The organism is Algoriphagus boritolerans DSM 17298 = JCM 18970, assembly GCF_900108085.1.
Lineage (GTDB): Bacteria > Bacteroidota > Bacteroidia > Cytophagales > Cyclobacteriaceae > Algoriphagus > Algoriphagus boritolerans.
Window position 1 is genome coordinate 121,840 of sequence record NZ_FNVR01000006.1, and the last position, 19,234, is coordinate 141,073.

A 19,234-nucleotide genomic window follows, 5' to 3' on the forward strand; every position below is an offset into this window, starting at 1 on the left:
TAAAGTGATTCACAGGTGGCGGGTAGCTGTTAACATGTTTTAACTCAGGGCTATTTTGCAGATTTCCCAATTTTGAACAACCGAGGCCACAGACGGTTATCCCTTCAATATTTTCTTAATTACACTAAATCCAAAAAAAGGAAGGGTATTAGCCTTCCTTTTTTTTTGATTGGGTAACTTGCGGCCTCAAATCTTAAAACCTATTTTCAGTGCAAAATCCTTCGCACATCCAAGGTGTCTCATTAGCCGCTCTGGCAGACGAATTTGGAACTCCAGCTTACATTTATGATGGTGAAAAAATCACCACTCAAGTGAAGACACTTCAAGAGGCTTTTTCTACCGTTCCTCTGAAAATCAAGTATGCCACAAAGGCACTTTCCAATATCAACATTTTAAAATTAATCCGTAAGGCTGGTGCGGGCATTGACGCAGTATCCATTGAAGAAGTGAAGCTGGGAATGATGGCGGGCTATTCTCCCGAGGAAATCATGTACACACCGAGTGGAGTAGGATTTGAAGAAATCCGAGAAGCCGTCAAACTTGGAATCATGATCAATCTGGACAGCCTTCCGTTGATGGAAGAATTTGGTCAGATTTATGGAAATACAGTCCCTGCATGTATCCGGATCAATCCTCACATTATGGCTGGAGGTAATATAAAAATTTCCACGGGTCATAAGGAAAGTAAATTCGGTATCTCCATCGAACAGTTGCCACAGATCCTGAAGAAGGTTTCCAACTATAAACTTCAAATAATTGGGCTTCACATCCACACCGGTTCGGATATTTTGGATGCCGAAGTATTTCTCAGGGGGGGCAATGTGCTTTTTGAAGCGGCGATGAAATTTGCTGATTTGAAATTCCTTGATTTTGGAGGGGGATTCAAAGTGGCCTACAAGCCCAATGATATTTCTACTGACATCATGGAAGTGGGCAAGAAAGTCGGAGAAGCTTTCCAGGAATTCTGTTTGCGGTATGGACGACAACTTGAACTTTGGCTTGAGCCGGGAAAATTTCTGGTAAGTGAAGCAGGATATCTCTTGGTCAAAGCCAATGTGGTCAAGGAATCCACCAGCGTAACGTTTGTGGGCGTGGATTCAGGACTGAATCATCTGATCAGACCCATGATGTATGATGCTTACCACGAAGTGTATAACCTGAGCAATCCTGAAGGAAAAAAAGCCAAGTACAATGTAGTCGGGTACATCTGTGAGACAGACACCATCGCTGCACATCGGGAATTGACCGAAGTGAAAGCCGGAGATTTACTCGTCATCAAAAACGCCGGTGCCTATGGTTTCAGTATGGCCTCCAATTACAACTCCAGACTTAGACCTCCCGAAATTTTAATCTGGGGAGGTAAAGCACATCAAATCCGTAAGCGCGAAAATTTTGAGGACTTGATCAGAAATCAAGAAATCCTTGATATTTAGGCCTAACTGCTTTTTTCTAAGTGTTTGGTATAATTATTGACAATTATTGCTGGTCAAGAAGCGAAATGCACTTTTGATTCGTTTCATGGTAAGTTATGGAACCATTTGATTGCTCGCCCAATCCTAAGCCCTAGTAGTTTCATTGTCTTATTTCAAAATATCTTATCACTGACAAAGTATTGGTTTTAACTTTGTTGTGTGATTGTGGATTAGTTTATGCTGAGGAAATTTATAGGGATTTGGATTGTATTGCTTGGGCTCTTGGAAGGTACTTCCCTGAGAGCTCAGGATGTGCAGTACTCCCAATTTTACGCAGCACCTCTTTACTTGAATCCTGCCCTTACAGGAGCTTCAGAACTCACCCGAGTCGGTGTGAATTACCGAAATCAGTGGCCTGGACTCGATCACAGTTTCAATTCCTACTCCGCCTACATTGACCACTACATTTTTGATTACAACAGTGGAATTGGCTTAATTTTCAACGGAAACCAGGAAACGCTTGCCAACCTTTCCACCAATGAAATCGGATTGAGTTATTCCTATCGCCTGAGATTGAGCGAGAAGTTTTTTTTCCGGCTTGGAGCACAGGCGAGCTACATGCAGCGAGACGCATTCTTCTCGGATCTTGTATTCGGTTCCATGATAGACATTGTCAATGGTACGGTAGGAGGCATTACGGATGAGCTTAACGGTATCCCGCTGGACAGTCGTCACTCTTTTGTGGACTATGCAGTGGGCGGTATGTTCTACAACGACAAGTTCTGGCTGGGTGCATCCGCACACCACCTTACAGAGCCCAATATTTCTTTTATAGATGATCGGAGCAGCGTCTTACCCATGAAAGTTTCCCTTCAGGGAGGCTATAAAATAGATTTGGTACCCGGCAGCAGAGACTACTTTACACACAACTACCAGGAGCGATCCATCGCTTTCGCATTCAACTATAAAGAACAAGACCCATTCAGCCAATTGGACGTCGGGGCCCAATTATTCCTCCAGCCTCTTGTTTTAGGCTTATGGTATCGAGGTCTCCCAACCAAAAACAGTCTTCCAAACAACGAAGCCTTTATTGGTTTGGTAGGTGTAGCGCTCGAGTCCGGCCTTGACATTGGGTACTCCTATGACGTAACCACCTCAAAACTTGGACAGCGAAATAGTGGTGGAGCACATGAAATATCGATCCGATACACTTTTTTGTGGGGAGATCCCCGTGAACGAAACCAACGATCCCGCGTAATACCTTGCTTTAGGTATTGATTTTCAAGCAAAAATCCGCTCGAACGAAAAAAATTTGAAAATATTTTAAATTTTTTTTTGAGGCCTGTTTTACAGGCCTTTTTTCATTTCATACCCCTAAAAAAGTATCACCAAAACAGTTTTTTTAATTATAAGACATTTTAAAGAAAAATTATACTTTTCTAAGTCTGGCATTTCATTTACATCATAGTTCATCACACTTGGAAAATAGAATTTTTAGGTTCTATTTTCATGAAATCGGCATTTATAAAGAATTTCATTTTGTTGTATATGACTTACAAAAAATATTATTCTTAAAAATAAAATACACAAAATGGTTTTTGTAAGACAAAAATCTAATGCTGAAAGAGTCGATTCAAGTGATGAAGTGCAAAAATGAAAGGGTTAAATAAAATGTCCGGCGCAAAGATTCTCCTACTGGCTATCAGTATGATGATTCATTATTCTGCCTGGTCACAATTTGCCTTTAACATTCCAAACCGGGAAGGTCAGCGAGTACACAACTATCAGACAATACATGTAGCAGTAAGCGGGAAATTGGCGCTTTGCTCCCACAGCGAAAAAGGAAGTATAAACCTGGATGTGACCGGAGGAAAACCTCCCTACAAATTCAGATGGAACACGAACGAAACTACCCAAAACCGAACCAATCTTAATGCAGGAACTTACACGGTAAAGATTACAGATGCTGAGGGAACTGAGCACATCGAGCGGATTATTGTTCAGCCTCCTTTTCCTTTAATCCTTAATCCAGTAGTAAAAAGAGATGCCTCCTGTGGCTCCGGAAATGACGGATATGCCAAAATCAGTGTAAAGATCGGCCGAAACGATTATGAGGAAGACAGCCCTCCTTATAAAATCACCTGGAGCAACGGCCTTGAAGATGTTTGGGAAGTAGCTGATTTAGCTCCGGGAACCTATATCGTTACTGTTGCAGATAAATACAATTGTGATGTTAGCCTTTCATTTGATATCAAAGCAGCAGCAGAAGGAATCAAGGTAACCTCGACTACGCAAGATCCAGACTGTGATTCCCCAAACTCCGGAAAAATACAGCTAAATGTGACCGGAGGGGAAGCTCCCTATAGCTTTATATGGAGCAATGGAGCGAGCTCAAAAGATTTGACAAACTTAACCGCAGGAGATTACCAAGTACTGGTAAAGGACAACAAAGGCTGTAGCTATCAGGCTTCGTTTTCGCTTCATGCCCCCGAATCCTTTCAAATTGATTCAAAAATCGTCCAGCCTGCTTGTCTAAATTCAACCGATGGCATAATAGAAATCCTTCCCCAAGGAGGCCAAGGACCTTTTACCTTCTTATGGAGTAATGGTCAAACCACTTCTAAAGCAACTGCCTTGGCAGCCGGTAACTATTCTGTTAAAGTAACAGATGCGATCGGCTGCACAGTTGAGCACCAAGTAACTTTAACCAATCAGTCAACGCTTGCTTTGGCTATTTTGGAAAACCGTCCTGTCTCCTGCTCAGGCAAAGCCGATGGCGGGGTGTCTATTCAAGTCAAAGGAGAATATGGAAAGTATAAAATCAAATGGTCAGATGGAGTAGAGGACCTGCTTCAAAGAAAAGATCTGGATGCGGGCGATTATACCATCACTGCCACAGACGAGAGTGGATGCGCCGCTGCGGTAACTGTTTCTGTAGGCGAAACCTCAAAAATCCAGGCTCGGATTGAAACTGCATTGGATGTGGATTGTGCAGCTGGTGAAACAACAGGAGTGGCGTGGGTATCGATCCAAGGCGGAAAAGAACCTTATACCATCACCTGGAATACCAGCTCTGCAAACTCTCGAGAGATCACATTTACTTCCTCAGGAATCCTAAAAGCAACAATAACAGATGCGTTAGGCTGTACGGTTGAAACTGAAGCCAAAGTCGATTTTCCAAACCAAAACACACAGGGCTCCAGACTTGACTTCCAATACCGTAAGCTGGTGATTTCATCCGAACCAGAGGTAATGGTAGAAGAGGAAATCCTCTTTGAAAGTGAAATAGCTCCGGAGTTCATTGCTTGGGAGTGGGAGTTTGGAGACGGAAAAAAATCAGCTGAAAAAGACCCGGTACACATCTTCTCCAAAGCTGGTGACTATGAGGTCAAACTTACCGGATATGACATTTTCGGTTGCTCCATGGTCGAATCCAACAGAGTACAAGTCACTTCACCCACAGAATTAATTGCCATCCCAAACGCCTTCACCCCAAATGGAGATGGTCTTAACGATACGTTTAGCCCCAAAGTCAGAGCCATCTCCTCCTTCCAATTGGAAGTCTTCAACACCTGGGGAGAAAAGCTCTTCATCACCAACAGCCTCGAAAGCAAGGGTTGGGATGGAACCTACAAAGGTCAACTGGCACCCGCCGGCAATTACCTCTATCGAATCACCCTCAAGACACTGGACGGACAATTGGTCAATCGTACCGGTGGCATCACCCTAATCAGATAGATTATGAGAAAATCTATTACTCTTATCGCCCTTATGTTTATCGTCCTGTACTGTGCTCCTCTGAGCATCAGTGCGCAGGATGTCCAATACTCCCAGTTTTATGCAAATCCGCTTTACCTAAATCCAGCGATGACCGGTGCAAGTGAAATGACACGAATAGGCGTAAACTATCGAAATCAATGGCCCGGGCTGGATCAGTCATTTACATCGTATTCTGCTCACTTGGATCACTATCTATTCAATGCAAACAGCGGCATTGGCGTGATTTTCAACCGCTCAGAACAGAGTATGGCCAATCTTAGTGTCTCAGAGATAGGCGCTACCTATTCTTACAGAGCTCGATTGGGATTCCGTTCATTTCTTCGATTTGGAGGTCAAGTAAGTTATATCGATCGTGACGCTTATTTTGGAAACCTGGTCTTTGGCAGCCAAATCGATGATCAATCCGGAGCCATTGGTGACTTCTCGGGCGAAAATCTGGGAGCTGATTTCAGACATCAATTTGTCGACTACAGTCTGGGTATGATGTTCAATAACGAAAACGCTTGGTTTGGTGTCTCTGCACACCACATCACCCAGCCAAATATGTCTTTTGTGGACGGCCAAATCAGCGAACTACCCATGAAACTTTCCGCTCACGGAGGATACAGAATTGATCTTGCCGGAGGCTCATCCAGAAATTTTATGAATGATCGCTCAGGAACAAGAGAGTTGACTTTGGCCTTCAATTACAAGAATCAAGGTCCTTTTTCCCAGTTGGACCTGGGCACTCAGGTAAACATTCAACCTTTGGTTTTGGGTGTTTGGTATCGGGGAATTCCGGTATCGGAAGTGACCCAAACCAACCATGAATCCGTGATTGCATTGGTAGGAATATCACTGGGAAATGGCTTAGATGTAGGTTATAGCCATGATTTTACGATTTCTTCTTTGGGAAATGGAAATACCGGTGGTGCCAATGAAATTTCCCTTCGTTACAGCTTCTTGGCAGGATCAGCAAAAGGTGCCGGCAGAAAGTCCTCCATGCCTTGCTTTAAGTATTAATTTTTTTTCGTAAACAATGGGTTTGGAAAAGGGCTTTACGTTTGTAAAGTCCTTTTTTTATGTCAAAAAAACTCCGGCTGATTCTGGGAGATCAGCTCAACATTCGTCACAGTTGGTTTCAGGAAGTCGACGACGCTGTCACGTTCCTCATGATGGAAATGCGACAGGAGACGGATTATGTCCCGCATCACATTCAGAAGGTGGTCGGGTTCTTCCTAGCCATGCGCAATTTTGCAGAGGAATTGAAATCACTTGGACATCGAATCCTGTATTTCACCTTGGACGATCCTGAAAATCGTCAAAATCTGAGCGATCAATTGTCTTTTTTAATTTCGACCCAGGGGTATGATCGCTTTGAATTCCAACTGCCCGATGAGTATCGATTGGATCAAATCCTCCAACAAAGCTGCGAAAAATTGCCGATTCCGTCCTCCGCCATTGATTCGGAGCATTTTCTTACCACACGGGAATTCCTTAAAGAGTTTTTCAAGGGGAAAAAAACCTACCTGATGGAGAGCTTTTACAGGGAAATGAGAAGAAAATACAACATCCTCATGGATGGAAAGGAACCGCTGACAGGTCAATGGAACTACGATCATGACAATCGCTCGGCCTTGAAGGATCAAAAGATGCTCAAAAAAGCCCTGATCAGGCCAAAAGATGTAAGCGAGATCGTGGAAATGCTTGAAAAATCCGGAGTAAAAACCATCGGTAACATCGATGCGAAACGATTCCCGTGGCCAACTTCACGGGAAGAAAGCCTGGAAATCCTGAACTATTTCTGCGAAAATCTCTTAACGCACTTTGGCACTTATCAGGATGCACTGACCACTTGGGATCCTTACCTTTTCCACTCCCGGCTTAGCTTTTCACTAAACACCAAAATGATCTCCCCGCTGGAGGTCGTACAGACCGCGGAGAAGCACTGGTACGTTCACCAAAATCAGATTTCAATCGCCCAGGTGGAGGGATTTATCCGGCAGATCATAGGATGGAGAGAGTACATGAGAGGCGTTTACTGGGCGAAAATGCCAGAATTCGGAGAAATGAATTTCTTCGGCCACAATCGGAAATTACCCGAATGGTTTTGGACCGGAAAAACCAAAATGAACTGCCTGAGCCAAGCAATCGGACAATCTTTAGATCTTGCTTACGCACATCACATTCAGCGCTTGATGGTCACGGGCAACTTCGCCCTACTCGCCGGCATCGATCCCGATGAAGTAGATCAATGGTACCTCGGAATCTATATCGATGCAATCGAATGGGTCGAAATCACGAATACCCGCGGAATGAGTCAGTTTGCTGACGGAGGTATCGTCGGTACCAAACCCTATGTGTCCTCGGCCAATTACATCAAAAAGCAGGGGAATTACTGTTCCAACTGTGCCTACGATTCCAACAAAAAAACCGGACACGGAGCCTGTCCCTTCAACAGCCTGTATTGGCACTTTTACGACCGCAATCGGGACAAGCTCGAAAAAAACCCCCGAATAGGGATGGCCTATCGCACTTGGGAAAAGCTGGAAAACAGGCAGGAAATCCTCGATCAGGCAGAGATGTATTTGAATCAACTTAATGACCTGTAATTTTTTTCCAGGATTTAGACTTTTCTACAATAAGTCATAGGAGTGTTTAAGATGCTTGATCACTAGAGGATTGAGGTCTTCCAACAGGCTAATCCTAAAATAGTTCTCAAATTTCCTGGATACCATTCTTGATTTGAAAAAAGGCGGGCGGGCTTGTTCGTCCTTTGGATAAACAAATCAAGGTACTTGTTCATCGGCCTGATCACCAAAGGTCTTTCTGGGGACAAGCATGACACCCTTTTTAGTATTACTCACAATTACGCCATCCCACTCGATTACCTCAGGCAAGATTTTATCAAACATAAATTCAAGCTCCTTCGATTTTCCTTCAAAAAGGAAATCCAAATCTTCCTTCTCACAGCTATGCCGGTGATTTTCTCTCAGCATATCTTTCAAAAATGGGGCAAGTCCTCATTTAAAAAGCTTTCTTTAATTGTGTCCTTTCCCTCTTGACCATTTTCAGCCATTTTTTGATTATTTCAACGGAATATCCAGCGTACCCGAGCAGTAGCCCGTCATCAGATCCCCGTCGTATTGTCCCATGTAATACAGGATTTCCCAGTCCTTTTCTGTATCGATTTGGTAGGGCGCAAAGAAACCGGCATCTACCATTGGCACCGGAGGCATGGAAGCATTGCCCCGGATTGTGTGTCGGTACAGTTGCCTAAGCGGAATCCTGCTCAGCAACCGATTCGCCAAGACCGTGGGACCGGTAGCCTGAGTGAAAAAATTCACCGCATACAATCTGGATCGGTAGGCTTCGGCTAAAGCCGGCTTTCCCATGGCTTCCGCTTCGACGATTTTACCTTGCAGCCAGTTCATTCGGTTGGTAAAGTAGGAATCCAAGTTGTCCGGATCTACCCCGATCTGCTGTAGCCCTTCATTTGACAGTGCAAAGCGCTGAGTAGGGAGTCGGCGATCTACAATTTCATTTGGGAAAATCTCAAAGAGCTTGTAATCTGGATGTTCAAAATCCATGGGATCAAAGCGTGAAAGGACAGTCTTGGAAGCTTCTCCCGGCGTGGAGATGGTGAATACAAAAGGATTTACTGAAAAGCGATCCGGATCACCGTCTGAGGTGATCTGATTTCTTCCTTCGAAGATTGGTCCGCGAAAGGGCCCGTTGGATTGAGGTCGGTTGATCCAGCGGCAGGGTGCATTGATCAACTTAGCCTCCAGATCCGCCGCTTGGACTCCGTCGATTTCGACCTTGCTCACGTTGATTCCGATGCCACGGGAATTGTAATGGGCGCGGTCCGGCGAGGCTTCCCGGATGTTCTTAATGTTGAATCTGGGATAAGATGCCAAAGGATCGATGAAGTCGGGGTCTTTGAGCCCATAGGCTTTTTTGACATCTTCTTCCTGAGTCCAGATCGAGGGTTCGAGGAGAGTCTCTCCCGCTACTGCAAAAGTAAAGCCGCTGACTCCCCGCTGCTCGATGGATGGATCCGGATCGGTGGCAAGTCGGCATAGCCAATATCCTTCAAATGAAATGCTTAACGTAGGCATGTTGGATCAATTAAAAGTGGAAGAATAGTTCTGGAAACCTTTGGAAGAGACAGGTGCGACCATTTCTCCTTTCCAATAAGCCTCGAAATTTTTGCCAATCCGCTGAAAATTCTCGGATAAATAAATGAAACAGACGTCAAAATCCCGGGCATCCGGCTGCTGATAGTAGGCTACATGATAGCCCCGCTGTTGGCACAGTATCGCAAGTTCTTTGGCACTTGCAGCCATTTCCGAAAAGGCCTTCAGATACGGATCCAAAGAAGCGAATGCCTTGGTGACCTTGACTTGAGCAGCTGCATCTGTCTGATCAATATTGAATAGAAAATCAGGACCGGCGCAGCGATCGGGTACCCTGCCTGCCATAGGCGAGTAGCTCTCATCGGCCGGAAGCCTGCAAATCAACTCTCCCAAGGGTCGGATGATGTTGGTCATAAAAGGATAAAATGCCGTCTGAAAATAGGCATTGACTTCAGGAGGATGAATACCTGTGGTCTGATCGATTTCATACTTTCCAAAAAACCCGTGGAGCATTTTCACCATGGTATTGTAGGCTTGATCAAAAAGCTTCATCGCTTTCACGGCCACGGCGTTGTCCACCTTGGCCACGGCTGTTCGGGGCATTCCTGCACGCTGTTTGATCAGATGACGGTTGCTTTGGACCTGGTAGCTTGGATTCCAGACGACAGGAAGCGAAGGCTCAAAGGGCAGTCCTGTTTCCTGTGCTTCTTTTTGCACCTCATCCAGAACGGATTGGAAAACCCAAAAATGGCTTCCCAAGGCCGGAGGGACTCCCCAGACGCCCTCTCCTTCTTCGATGATTTGGTTGATCGCTTCAAGTACATAGTCTTCGTACTTGCCCAGCACCAAGGGATTCAGGTTGATATTAAAGCCGTAGTGCTCATCCACAATCCGCTCCATGTTTTTGCCTTCAATGATCTTGTATTTGAGCGCAATGAGGAGGTATTCCCGAATATAGGTGTAGAGCTCTTCGATGCTTTTGAAGTAGGTGCCGTTTTCGAGTGGGGCAATCAGTTGTTTTAATTTTTCAGGATCGTGGGTATCTTTCAGAAATTCCCCGAAAAACTTCATCGCTTTTTCCCGGGATTCCAAGGGCTTGAACGGGTCCACTTCAGGATGCGGAATGGTAAAGAGTGCACGCAGCTTTTTGGGAATGTTGGACCCGGTCAGCGGGTCCGGCACAGGTAGGTGGTCGGGTTTTTCCCAATACCTGAAAATCTCGAGGGCAAATTGGCCAAAAGGCATCAGGTTCACCGGTTTTTGGAGGGGAAAAGCTTCTGCCGGCACGGGGAAGTTTGGCCGGAACAGGAAGGGTTCTTGGTCAATAATGGCCAGGAGGTTATTCACGTAGGTCAGGTGGGTCATTTCTTCCCGGGCGACCATCAGCACATTGGCTTCCCAGCGTCTCAGCTTTTCGATTTGAGCCAGACGGATCTGATTTACTTTGGCTTGGGCCTTATCATTGGGATCAGGATTTGGCACATAATCGGAAAATTCCTCCGGATATTTTTTAATACTGAAACAGGAAAACAGGTACTGCATTGCCAGCAAATGCTCCGTGGTACTGGCCTGCTTGAGCAAGTCTTGGATGAGCTGGATTACTTCATTTTTGCCATTTTCATCGAGGTTTTGCAGCAATTGGTGCAGTTCCGGATCCGGCTGGGTTTTGGAAGGGGTGTTGGGAGACATTGGAGAAAAATTTAAGAAGAAACAAGTATAAGCGATGGAAAATCAATGTTTTAAAAATAGCAATTAATTTGGGCTAGTTTGGATTTTGCCTATCTTAGGTTCAAATATTTTATCATTCACTTCAAAATTTTTTCCAAAAAATGCCAAACATCAAAAACGGGGTGATCCTCGACAACATCGAGCAGCTTGTAGGTGCGATCCAACAAGACCCCAACGTCGCAAAAGTTCAGTTTAAAGCCCAGTCTGAATGGAACGGAGGCACCCAAGCCAAGGTCACCATCTCTGAAATGTTTTCCAATGGCCAAAATATGTTTGGGCCAGAGCGAAACTTCAGTCTGATCGTGGACGAGCCCGCAGTCTTGGGAGGGAAAGACGAATATCCCAACCCGGTTGAATACCTGGCCTCAGCCCTTTGTGGCTGTCTGACAGCAGGTATCGCCACCAATGCCGCACTCTTCGGCACGGAGCTGGAGAAAATCAATGTGGAGGTTTTGGTCAACTTTGACATCCATGGGGTATTGGGCCTGGATCGATCCAAGCCTAGCGGCCCGCTCGACCTTCATTATAAGGTAACGCTTAAAGGAAAAAATGGTGCAAACGTCGATCAGCTGATCAAGTCCAAAGAGACATTGGATAAAAAGTCCCCGATCAAAAACACCATTGAGCTTCCGCTGAGAGTTACGACGGAAGTAGTAGTCGAGGAATAAGCATGACAAGCCGACGATCCTCTTTTGGTGTGGGATTCTCTGAATCTTCCAATTCATTGAAGGCCGGGGCGAGTGCTGTATCAGAGGCTTTGACACAAGCTGGACTTTCTTCCGAGGAAGTCCAGCTTTGCTTTTTATTTTGTACCTCCAGGCATGACCCGGAGGATTTTTTCAGGGGAGTAAAAAGTGGTCTTTCCGAAATAACCAAGTTTTTTGGAGGTTTTGCCAACGGCACCTGTACCAATGACCACTTGGGATACGATGGATATCAAACCGTGGTGGGTGTATGGGGAAATACAGACCTCACCTTCGATTTATTGATACAGGAAGGAATTGCCTTTCAGGAATTTGAGACGGGTAGCGCTCTTGGCCAACAAATCCATCAGAAAAACTATTCAGAGCCTACTCAAATGTTGCTGCTGTTTGACGCAGTCAACCGACTGGAAGGAAAATTTCGAATGAACTATGGAACCCCATTTATTCAGGGGATGAATGAAACCATCGGCACTTGGCCCAAAGTTGTAGGCGCACGGCTGTTGGGAGACATGAAGTTCAAACCCACCCGGCAGTGGATTGGAGATCGGATGACACAAAATTCTGCCATGGCTTTGATCCTGTCCGGTAATATCCAAATGGACTATCAGATCATGCATGGATGCCATCCTGCCAGTGCGTACCACAAAGTAACCGCGGTCAAGGGGGCAAACCTCCTAGAATTGGACCACAAGCCTGCCTTAGATGTGGTGGGGGAAATACTCGGAGAAGACCTTCGAGACAACTATCAGGAGCTGAAATTCTTTGTCACCTTAGGGAAAAATATTGGAGACAAATGGGAAAATTATAATCCCGGTAACTACATCAACCGCATGTGCGTGGGTGTAGATACCGAATCCCGGGGATTGTACATGGCCGAAATGGACCTCGAAGAAGGCATGGAAGTCCAGCTGATGCGCAGGAGTTTTGAGATGGAATACGTCTCTGTCCAAACCAAAAAACTGATCGAAAGAACAAAATTGGCCAATCGGCGAATTATTTTTGGCCTATACATCAACTGCTCCGGCAGAGCTGCTGCTTATTCCAACAACACTGACGAAGACATCCGGTATGTTCAGGAGGCCATCGATGGAGAATTCCCCCTGATGGGCATCTATGAGGCCGGAGAATTGGCCATGATCGGTGGAGAGCTGCAGGTGTTGGATTGGACGGGATTGTTTTGTTTGTTTAGTGAAGCCAAAGACTAGGTGGCCATGAAAGACAGTGAACTGGAAGACCTCAGAAGGCAGGTAGCGTATTATAAAAAACTCTCAGACGAAGTTGCCGGTCAGAATATCCGCAGCGATGCGCAACTTTCCTTACTTAAGCGCAAACTTGACCAAAAGCAAAATGGCTTTACCATCCTATCTGCTCTGCACGACGTGTTTGGACAGCAGATCTACGAAAAGGAATTTTTTACCAATACGCTAGAGCTCATCAATACGACCCTGAAGATGGATAAGACCCTGGTGGTCTGGCAATGCCAGGATGAACCCACGGCCTTTGAGCAAAAGTGGATGATGGGATATACCAAAGAGGAATCTCAGAAAATCACCGGGAAAAAAGTGAAATTCCATCAGGAGGATCAAGCACTGACCAAGCCTTTTCTCTTCAATCAAAAAAGTGCTCCTAATCCCATTTCCGCACAGATCAGAGCGGAATTTCTGCTTCAGTTTTTCATTGCAATTCCTATCCGGGTTCAGGGAAGTATAGAAGGATGGATGATCAGCTCCCGCGATCGTGAAGCTTGGCCTTTTTATCCCCCGCTGGATGAAGGAGATATGGACACACTGGTGGCGATCGGAGGTTTTATCGAGGCAGGCCTGGCCAATTCATCGCTGTATGCCAGCTTGGAAAAAGCCAATCGGGAACTCGAAGCCTACAATCACGAATTGGAAAAACGGGTAGCTGAGCGTACAAAAGACCTGCGAATCCGAAATCAGGAGCTCTCCCGTGAAAAGAAAAGATCCGAAGACCTTTTGCTCAATATTCTTCCCAAAGAAACTGCCGACGAGCTCAAAAAGAATGGCTTTGCCAAAGCCAGATTGCAGGAAAACGCCACGGTGATGTTTACGGATTTTGTGAATTTCACCAAATTTTCCTCGCAGATTTCTTCCGAGGATTTGGTCGCCGAGCTGGATCATTGCTTTAGGCACTTCGACCGGATCACGACCAAATACGGCTTGGAAAAAATTAAAACCATTGGCGATGCACACATGAGCGCCTGTGGAGTCACGGGAGAGGGCGGCACTGCAGCAGATGTAATCAAGGCCGGCTTGGAGATCCGGGATTTCATCGAAGAATACCGCAAGGAAAAGCCCGAAAACCTCCGTGAATACTTCAGAATCCGTGTCGGAATCAACAGCGGACCGGTAGTCGCTGGAGTGGTGGGCCTAAAAAAATTCTCTTTTGATATCTGGGGAGATACCGTCAACACCGCTGCCCGAATGGAACAGGGAAGTGCGGCAGGTAAGGTCAACGTATCTCATTCCACCTATTCCATTTGTAGGGATGAGTTTGAGTTTGAACCCAGAGGCGAAATTGCCGCCAAGAATAAAGGCGAGATCCTGATGTACTTTGTGGAGCGGAAAAGTTAAAAAATTAGCTCTTCCTGTCAGGGATTAATCATTCCTTGCGCTGATCCAAGACCACCCGGGTTTTAGGCAAGGCTTCGGGGTAGTTTTTCTGAATGAAGTTTATCATTTTTTCACGCACATGTACGCGCAGGTCCCAGGCTGTCGGGGAGTTTTTGGCGGAAACCAAAATTCGTGTTTCCACCGTCATTTCTTTCGTATCAGTCACCTGGAGGACTTTTACCTTTTTATCCCAAAGAGGGGAAGCAGCTAAAATCCGATCCAGTTCGTCCCGAAGCGCATCAAAAGAAATCGTGTAATCGGTGTACAAAAATACTGACCCGATGATATCTGCGGAAGTCCGAGTCCAGTTTTGAAAGGGCTTTTCAAGGAAATAAGTCGTTGGCAAAACGAGTCGGCGCTGATCCCAGATCCGTACCACCACATAGGTTAGATTGATTTCCTCGATCCAGCCCCACTCGCCCTCCACCACCACGGCATCATCCAAGCGGAACGGTTGGGCAAAGGCGATCTGAATACCGGCAATCAAGGTCCCAATGGCTTTCTGTGCCGAAAAACCGATGATAATCCCCGCCACTCCGGCCGAAGCAAAAAGCCCAACTCCTATCTGACGGATCGACTCAAAGGACAGTAGGATCAGGCCCAACCCGATCAAAATGATGATGAAATTCCCCACTTTCTGTAGGATATTGATCTGGGTGGAGATTTTCCGGGCTTTAAGATTGTTCTCTTGAGAGATGTCAAATTTACGGAGCAGGTTATCTTTCAAAATCCGGGTCATTATCAATAGGCACCAAGTAATTCCAAGGATGATTAGAACCGTGTTGATTTTAGGCAAATAGGAAAAAACACCATCCCAATCCTTGGATTTTTCCTGAAGAAAAAACTTTGCAAAGGCTAAACTAAGGGTCAGGAGTAAGGGGATAAAAAGGCGGGAATAGACGTTCATGGATAGTGAAAAATTGGTTTGGGATCTTTTCAAAATAGCAAAGGATACCCATAGAAGCAAAAAAACTTCCTTAAATCGGTGTTTTTAAGCATTTTTTCACACTTGTTTTTCTTGCTCAAGTGGATCGAATTACCTTTTTACTTCAAGTTTTCATCTGTTTATAATTTATTTTTCAATGGTCAGATGGAATCTCGCATGGTTTATAAACATCCCAGTGTGTGACGATCTTCGTCATGCTCGATTTCATATGCTTATAACTTGATTTTAAGCGGTCACATAGCCTGTCCCGATTTTTATCGGGAGAATACGCTCTGATAATCGTGCTCCTGTGTGTGGACCGTTCGACATGGGTATTTTATCTCACATTATTTCTTTCAAACTAATTCCCACTAAACACCTGTCGAAGATAGCAAATTGTATCTTTGAGTAAAGCTACCCAAGACATGAACAAATCCACTTCCTTCTTCCTTTTGGTGCTATGCTGCACGCTTACGGCTTTTGCCTGTGATGGTCCTCCTTCTGATTCCAAATTGCTAGCAAGCCTAAAGGAAGATGTGACTTTTTTGGCGGCTGATGACCTTGAAGGGAGAGCAATCGGCTCCGCAGGCGAGCAAAAAGCAGCGGAATACCTGGCCGAAGAATTTGAAAAACTTGGGCTTCAGCCGAAGGGAATAGAAGGATTTTTCCAGCCTTTTACCGTTTCCAAACCATCCAATCCACACGAAGAAGCTTTAATCGGAACCGATGGAGCAGGAATTACTGGCAGGAATGTGATCGCCTTTTTGGATAAAAAATCAGATAAAACCATCGTCATTGGAGCCCATTTTGACCACTTAGGAATGGGCGGGCAGGGTTCGCTGCATCGGGGCGATTCTGCTATTCATAATGGTGCCGACGACAATGCATCGGGGACAGCTGCTCTATTGGCTTTGGCAGAAATCCTAAAGCATGAAGAATTAAGCAGCAATGTGCTCTTCATCGCTTTTTCAGGTGAGGAAAACGGGCTTTGGGGTTCCAATTATTTTGTGAAAAACCCAACCATTGATCTTGCCAGTGTCAATTATATGGTCAATATGGACATGATAGGCCGTTTGAATGAGGAAAAATCGCTTGCCGTCTACGGTGTTGGAACAAGCCCAAGTTTCTCAGGTATTTTAGATTCAATTAATACAGACAGTCTGAAAATAATAACGACCGAATCAGGCGTTGGACCTTCGGATCATACGTCCTTTTACCTGCAGGATTTACCTGTTTTGCACTTTTTCACCGGACAGCATGAAGATTATCATAAGCCAAGCGATGACGCAGACAAGATCAACTATGAAGGTTTGGTCAAAGTAGTCCGGTACATTTCCCGAGTGGTGACTTCATTGGATGCCGAACCCAAACTAGCCTTTACCAAAACCAAAGACTCCAGCGATTCTCCCCGATTCACTGTATCGATGGGTGTGGTGCCAGACTATATGTTTGACGGCAAAGGAATGCGGATAGATGGGGTTTCTGAAGGTAAACCAGCCCAAGCTGCCGGATTGCTTAAAGGTGACGTGGTCGTTCAGTTGGGCGACTCAACAGTCTATGACATGATGAGCTATATGCGAGCCTTAAGTACTTTCCAAAAAGGGGACTCTACCAAAGTGGTGATCGAACGGTCAGGTCAAAAAGTGGAAGCGGTGGTGAAGTTTTGATTTTAGAGTCGAGAAACTCCTTTTCTCCAAGAATAGAAAACGAGGCTGTCTCAAAACTACCTATTGTCACATTGAGTCTGAATAATCTTGGATTAACAAAAAGGCGATGACAAATCGAATGATTATTTGGTTTTTATACAATAAACCAAATAACACATACTCTATCAACAGTAGCGTAGTCGAAATGTGGTCAGATTAACTGGAAATGACCTTCGCCTCCGCTCAGGCTGACACCAAGAAGCCTTATGAGACAGCCTCGTTTTTATTTTCAATGGAAATTTTTCCTTGCTTTTATTTTACTTTTATCAACAAAGATAAAATAACAGAAATCTTATTTTACTTTCCTTTGGCTGGATTCTGCATCTACTTAATTGGATTCGCCTCCACCCCTTCAAAAGTCATCTTGATCGGCTTGATCGTCCCGTCCTCGTTAAACTCCATCACATCGATACAAGTCACCCGATGGTCACGGCCTTCGTTGGGAATCGGACGGCGGTGGTAAACCATATACCACTCGTCAGTTCCTGGTTTTTGGATAACGGAATTATGTCCGGCACCAGTGGCTACGGTGGTGTCTGATTCGAGGATTGTCCCAATTCTCCGATACGGACCGGTCGGTTTTTCGGCCATGGCATACGCTACTTTGTAGGTGTCATTGGTCCAGCCACCCTCGGACCACATGAGGTAATATGTGCCATTTCGAAGAAACATAAATGGTCCCTCCACATAGCCTTCGGGAGTGATTTCGTGGAAAAGCTGCCCGTCTTCCCAAGGTTCAAATCCTGTGAAATCCGCATTCAGCTTGCCAATGTTGCAATGTCCCCAACCTCCGTAGAAAAAGTAATGGGTGCCGTCAATGTCTTTAAACACAAACTGATCAATTGGCTGTGCACCATGGTGGAAGTCAGAAAGAAGTGGTTTTCCAAGCAAATCCTGAAAAGGTCCGGCAGGTGATTCTGCCACGGCGACTCCAATCCCACCAAAATGATTGATGTCATTATTGGGGTCGTAGCCAGGACGCTCCGGAGTGAGCGGGTCATTGGCAGCAAAAAAGAGGTAATATTTCCCGTCTTTTTCGATCGCAGCGGGAGCCCACATGGCCTGACGGGCCCAAGTAACGGCCGTATTATCCAGGATGCGCTCGTGTTTTTCCCAAGTCACCAAGTCTTTGGAAGAAAACGCATCAAAGTGCAACTGATCCTCAAATGCTGCCGAAAATGTCGGATAAATCCAGTATTCGTTCCCAAATACAATTCCTTCCGGATCGGCGTACCAGCCTTCGAAGATAGGGTTTCCGGAGAGCTTGGGCTCTTCCTTGGTTTGGGATTGTGGTGAAGAACAAGAAATCGTTAGCGAAAGGAGAAGAATTGAGAATCTTTTGTGCATGGGAAATTGAATTACAAATAGCTAAGGTACTATTCTACAGGTAACCTTTCGAAATGCTCATTGATGAATGGTTTCATAGATTTAGTAAGGTTGTCCGAGTAAAAATTGAATAGAAGTCCCTGAGGTTTTTTAAGCAGCTTCATATAGCTCAACAATTGCGCTGAATGGACGGGGAGAAGTTCTTGAACAGCTTTGAGCTCAACAATGATGGTATCTTCCACAAGTAAGTCTAATTTCAATTCAGAGTCGATCATATTTCCCTCATAATTGATCGTAATAGGAACCTGCTGAAGGACGTGCAGACCTTTCTTTTCCAATTCAAAAAGAAGACATTTTTCATAGACGCTTTCCAAAAGACCAGGCCCAAGAGCTTTGTGAACCGTTATCGCACAGCCCGTTACCAGATAAGACAGTTTGGTCACGGATGATTTCGAGAGGTATTTCATAGGTTCTAAAAAATGTAGTTTAAAATATAAATTTTTTTACCATTAAGGAAGTTGAGAGAATTAAGAGTTCCTTTTCACATGAGGAAATGGTCACCATGCCTTCCAGTTCACAATTCTTCTCCTCTTCTTAATGCCCTTAATTTCTTAATGGCTTTAAACTTTTTATCGAAGACCATTTTTTTAACCATCAAGGATGTTGAGAGAATTAAGGGTTGCTTTTTCCGATGGGAAAAGACAGTAAGAGTATATTCAATTTTCAAAACTCTTCTTTTCCTTAATGCCCTTAATTTCTTAATGGTTAAAGCCTTCTTTCTAATATCATTTTTAAACCATTAAGGATGTTAAGAGAATTAAGGGTTGCTTTTCACATGAAGAAAAGGTCAACATGCTTTCCAGTTCACAATTCTTCTCCTCTTCTTAATGCCCTTAATTTCT

At 44.9% G+C, this 19,234-nt stretch carries 15 protein-coding genes; 9 read left to right on the plus strand and 6 right to left on the minus strand.

What is annotated here, in order from left to right:
* The first annotated feature begins 209 nt into the window (after positions 1-209).
* From lysA to C4S61_RS08115, 5 genes are all read left to right on the plus strand, one after another.
* Entirely contained in the window at positions 210-1,433 is a 1,224-nt protein-coding gene (gene lysA / locus C4S61_RS08095) for a diaminopimelate decarboxylase (protein ID WP_103924286.1), read from the plus strand.
* A 216-nt stretch (positions 1,434-1,649) separates the two neighbouring features.
* Positions 1,650-2,690, plus strand: coding sequence for a PorP/SprF family type IX secretion system membrane protein (locus tag C4S61_RS08100; protein ID WP_103924287.1), 1,041 nt, complete (start codon positions 1,650-1,652; stop codon positions 2,688-2,690).
* A 375-nt stretch (positions 2,691-3,065) separates the two neighbouring features.
* Entirely contained in the window at positions 3,066-5,150 is a 2,085-nt protein-coding gene (locus C4S61_RS08105) for a T9SS type B sorting domain-containing protein (RefSeq protein WP_103924288.1), read from the plus strand.
* 3 nt (positions 5,151-5,153) lie between these two features.
* On the plus strand, positions 5,154-6,194 hold the full coding sequence (locus C4S61_RS08110; RefSeq protein ID WP_103924289.1) for a PorP/SprF family type IX secretion system membrane protein: 1,041 nt from the start codon (positions 5,154-5,156) through the stop codon (positions 6,192-6,194).
* 59 nt (positions 6,195-6,253) lie between these two features.
* Positions 6,254-7,783, plus strand: coding sequence for a cryptochrome/photolyase family protein (locus C4S61_RS08115; protein WP_103924290.1), 1,530 nt, complete (start codon positions 6,254-6,256; stop codon positions 7,781-7,783).
* A 177-nt stretch (positions 7,784-7,960) separates the two neighbouring features.
* Here C4S61_RS08115 and C4S61_RS08120 read toward each other — a convergent pair whose 3' ends face one another.
* The 3 genes from C4S61_RS08120 to C4S61_RS08130 form a co-directional block, all read right to left on the minus strand.
* A complete protein-coding gene (locus tag C4S61_RS08120; RefSeq protein ID WP_103924291.1) occupies positions 7,961-8,170 on the minus strand; it encodes a hypothetical protein in 210 nt (69 codons plus the stop codon).
* A gap of 87 nt (positions 8,171-8,257) precedes the next feature.
* Positions 8,258-9,292, minus strand: coding sequence for a hypothetical protein (locus C4S61_RS08125; RefSeq protein ID WP_103924292.1), 1,035 nt, complete (start codon positions 9,290-9,292; stop codon positions 8,258-8,260).
* Between the two features lie 6 nt (positions 9,293-9,298).
* Positions 9,299-10,999 carry a ferritin-like domain-containing protein gene (locus C4S61_RS08130; RefSeq protein WP_103924293.1) on the minus strand — a complete coding sequence of 567 codons (1,701 nt, stop codon included), beginning with the start codon at positions 10,997-10,999 and terminating at the stop codon, positions 9,299-9,301.
* A gap of 140 nt (positions 11,000-11,139) precedes the next feature.
* Between C4S61_RS08130 and C4S61_RS08135 the strand changes: the two genes are divergently transcribed.
* The 3 genes from C4S61_RS08135 to C4S61_RS08145 are packed head-to-tail and all read left to right on the plus strand — an operon-like array spanning position 11,140 to position 14,336.
* On the plus strand, positions 11,140-11,706 hold the full coding sequence (locus tag C4S61_RS08135; protein WP_103924294.1) for an OsmC family protein: 567 nt from the start codon (positions 11,140-11,142) through the stop codon (positions 11,704-11,706).
* A 2-nt stretch (positions 11,707-11,708) separates the two neighbouring features.
* Positions 11,709-12,947: an FIST N-terminal domain-containing protein gene (locus tag C4S61_RS08140; protein WP_103924295.1), complete on the plus strand. Its 1,239-nt coding sequence runs from the start codon at positions 11,709-11,711 to the stop codon at positions 12,945-12,947.
* A 6-nt stretch (positions 12,948-12,953) separates the two neighbouring features.
* Entirely contained in the window at positions 12,954-14,336 is a 1,383-nt protein-coding gene (locus C4S61_RS08145; protein ID WP_103924296.1) for an adenylate/guanylate cyclase domain-containing protein, read from the plus strand.
* A gap of 28 nt (positions 14,337-14,364) precedes the next feature.
* Here the strand turns inward: C4S61_RS08145 and C4S61_RS08150 are convergent, their stop codons facing one another.
* Positions 14,365-15,282, minus strand: a complete 918-nt coding sequence (locus C4S61_RS08150) for a mechanosensitive ion channel family protein (protein ID WP_103924297.1) — start codon at positions 15,280-15,282, stop codon at positions 14,365-14,367.
* Between the two features lie 443 nt (positions 15,283-15,725).
* On the opposite strand from C4S61_RS08150, the gene C4S61_RS08155 reads away from it, so the two are divergent.
* Positions 15,726-16,967, plus strand: a complete 1,242-nt coding sequence (locus tag C4S61_RS08155; RefSeq protein WP_103924298.1) for a M20/M25/M40 family metallo-hydrolase — start codon at positions 15,726-15,728, stop codon at positions 16,965-16,967.
* A 363-nt stretch (positions 16,968-17,330) separates the two neighbouring features.
* Here the strand turns inward: C4S61_RS08155 and C4S61_RS08160 are convergent, their stop codons facing one another.
* Both C4S61_RS08160 and C4S61_RS08165 read right to left on the minus strand, forming a co-directional pair.
* Positions 17,331-18,353, minus strand: coding sequence for a glycoside hydrolase family 43 protein (locus C4S61_RS08160; protein ID WP_103924299.1), 1,023 nt, complete (start codon positions 18,351-18,353; stop codon positions 17,331-17,333).
* Between the two features lie 29 nt (positions 18,354-18,382).
* Positions 18,383-18,799, minus strand: coding sequence for a GxxExxY protein (locus tag C4S61_RS08165; RefSeq protein ID WP_103924300.1), 417 nt, complete (start codon positions 18,797-18,799; stop codon positions 18,383-18,385).
* Positions 18,800-19,234: the final 435 nt, after the last annotated feature.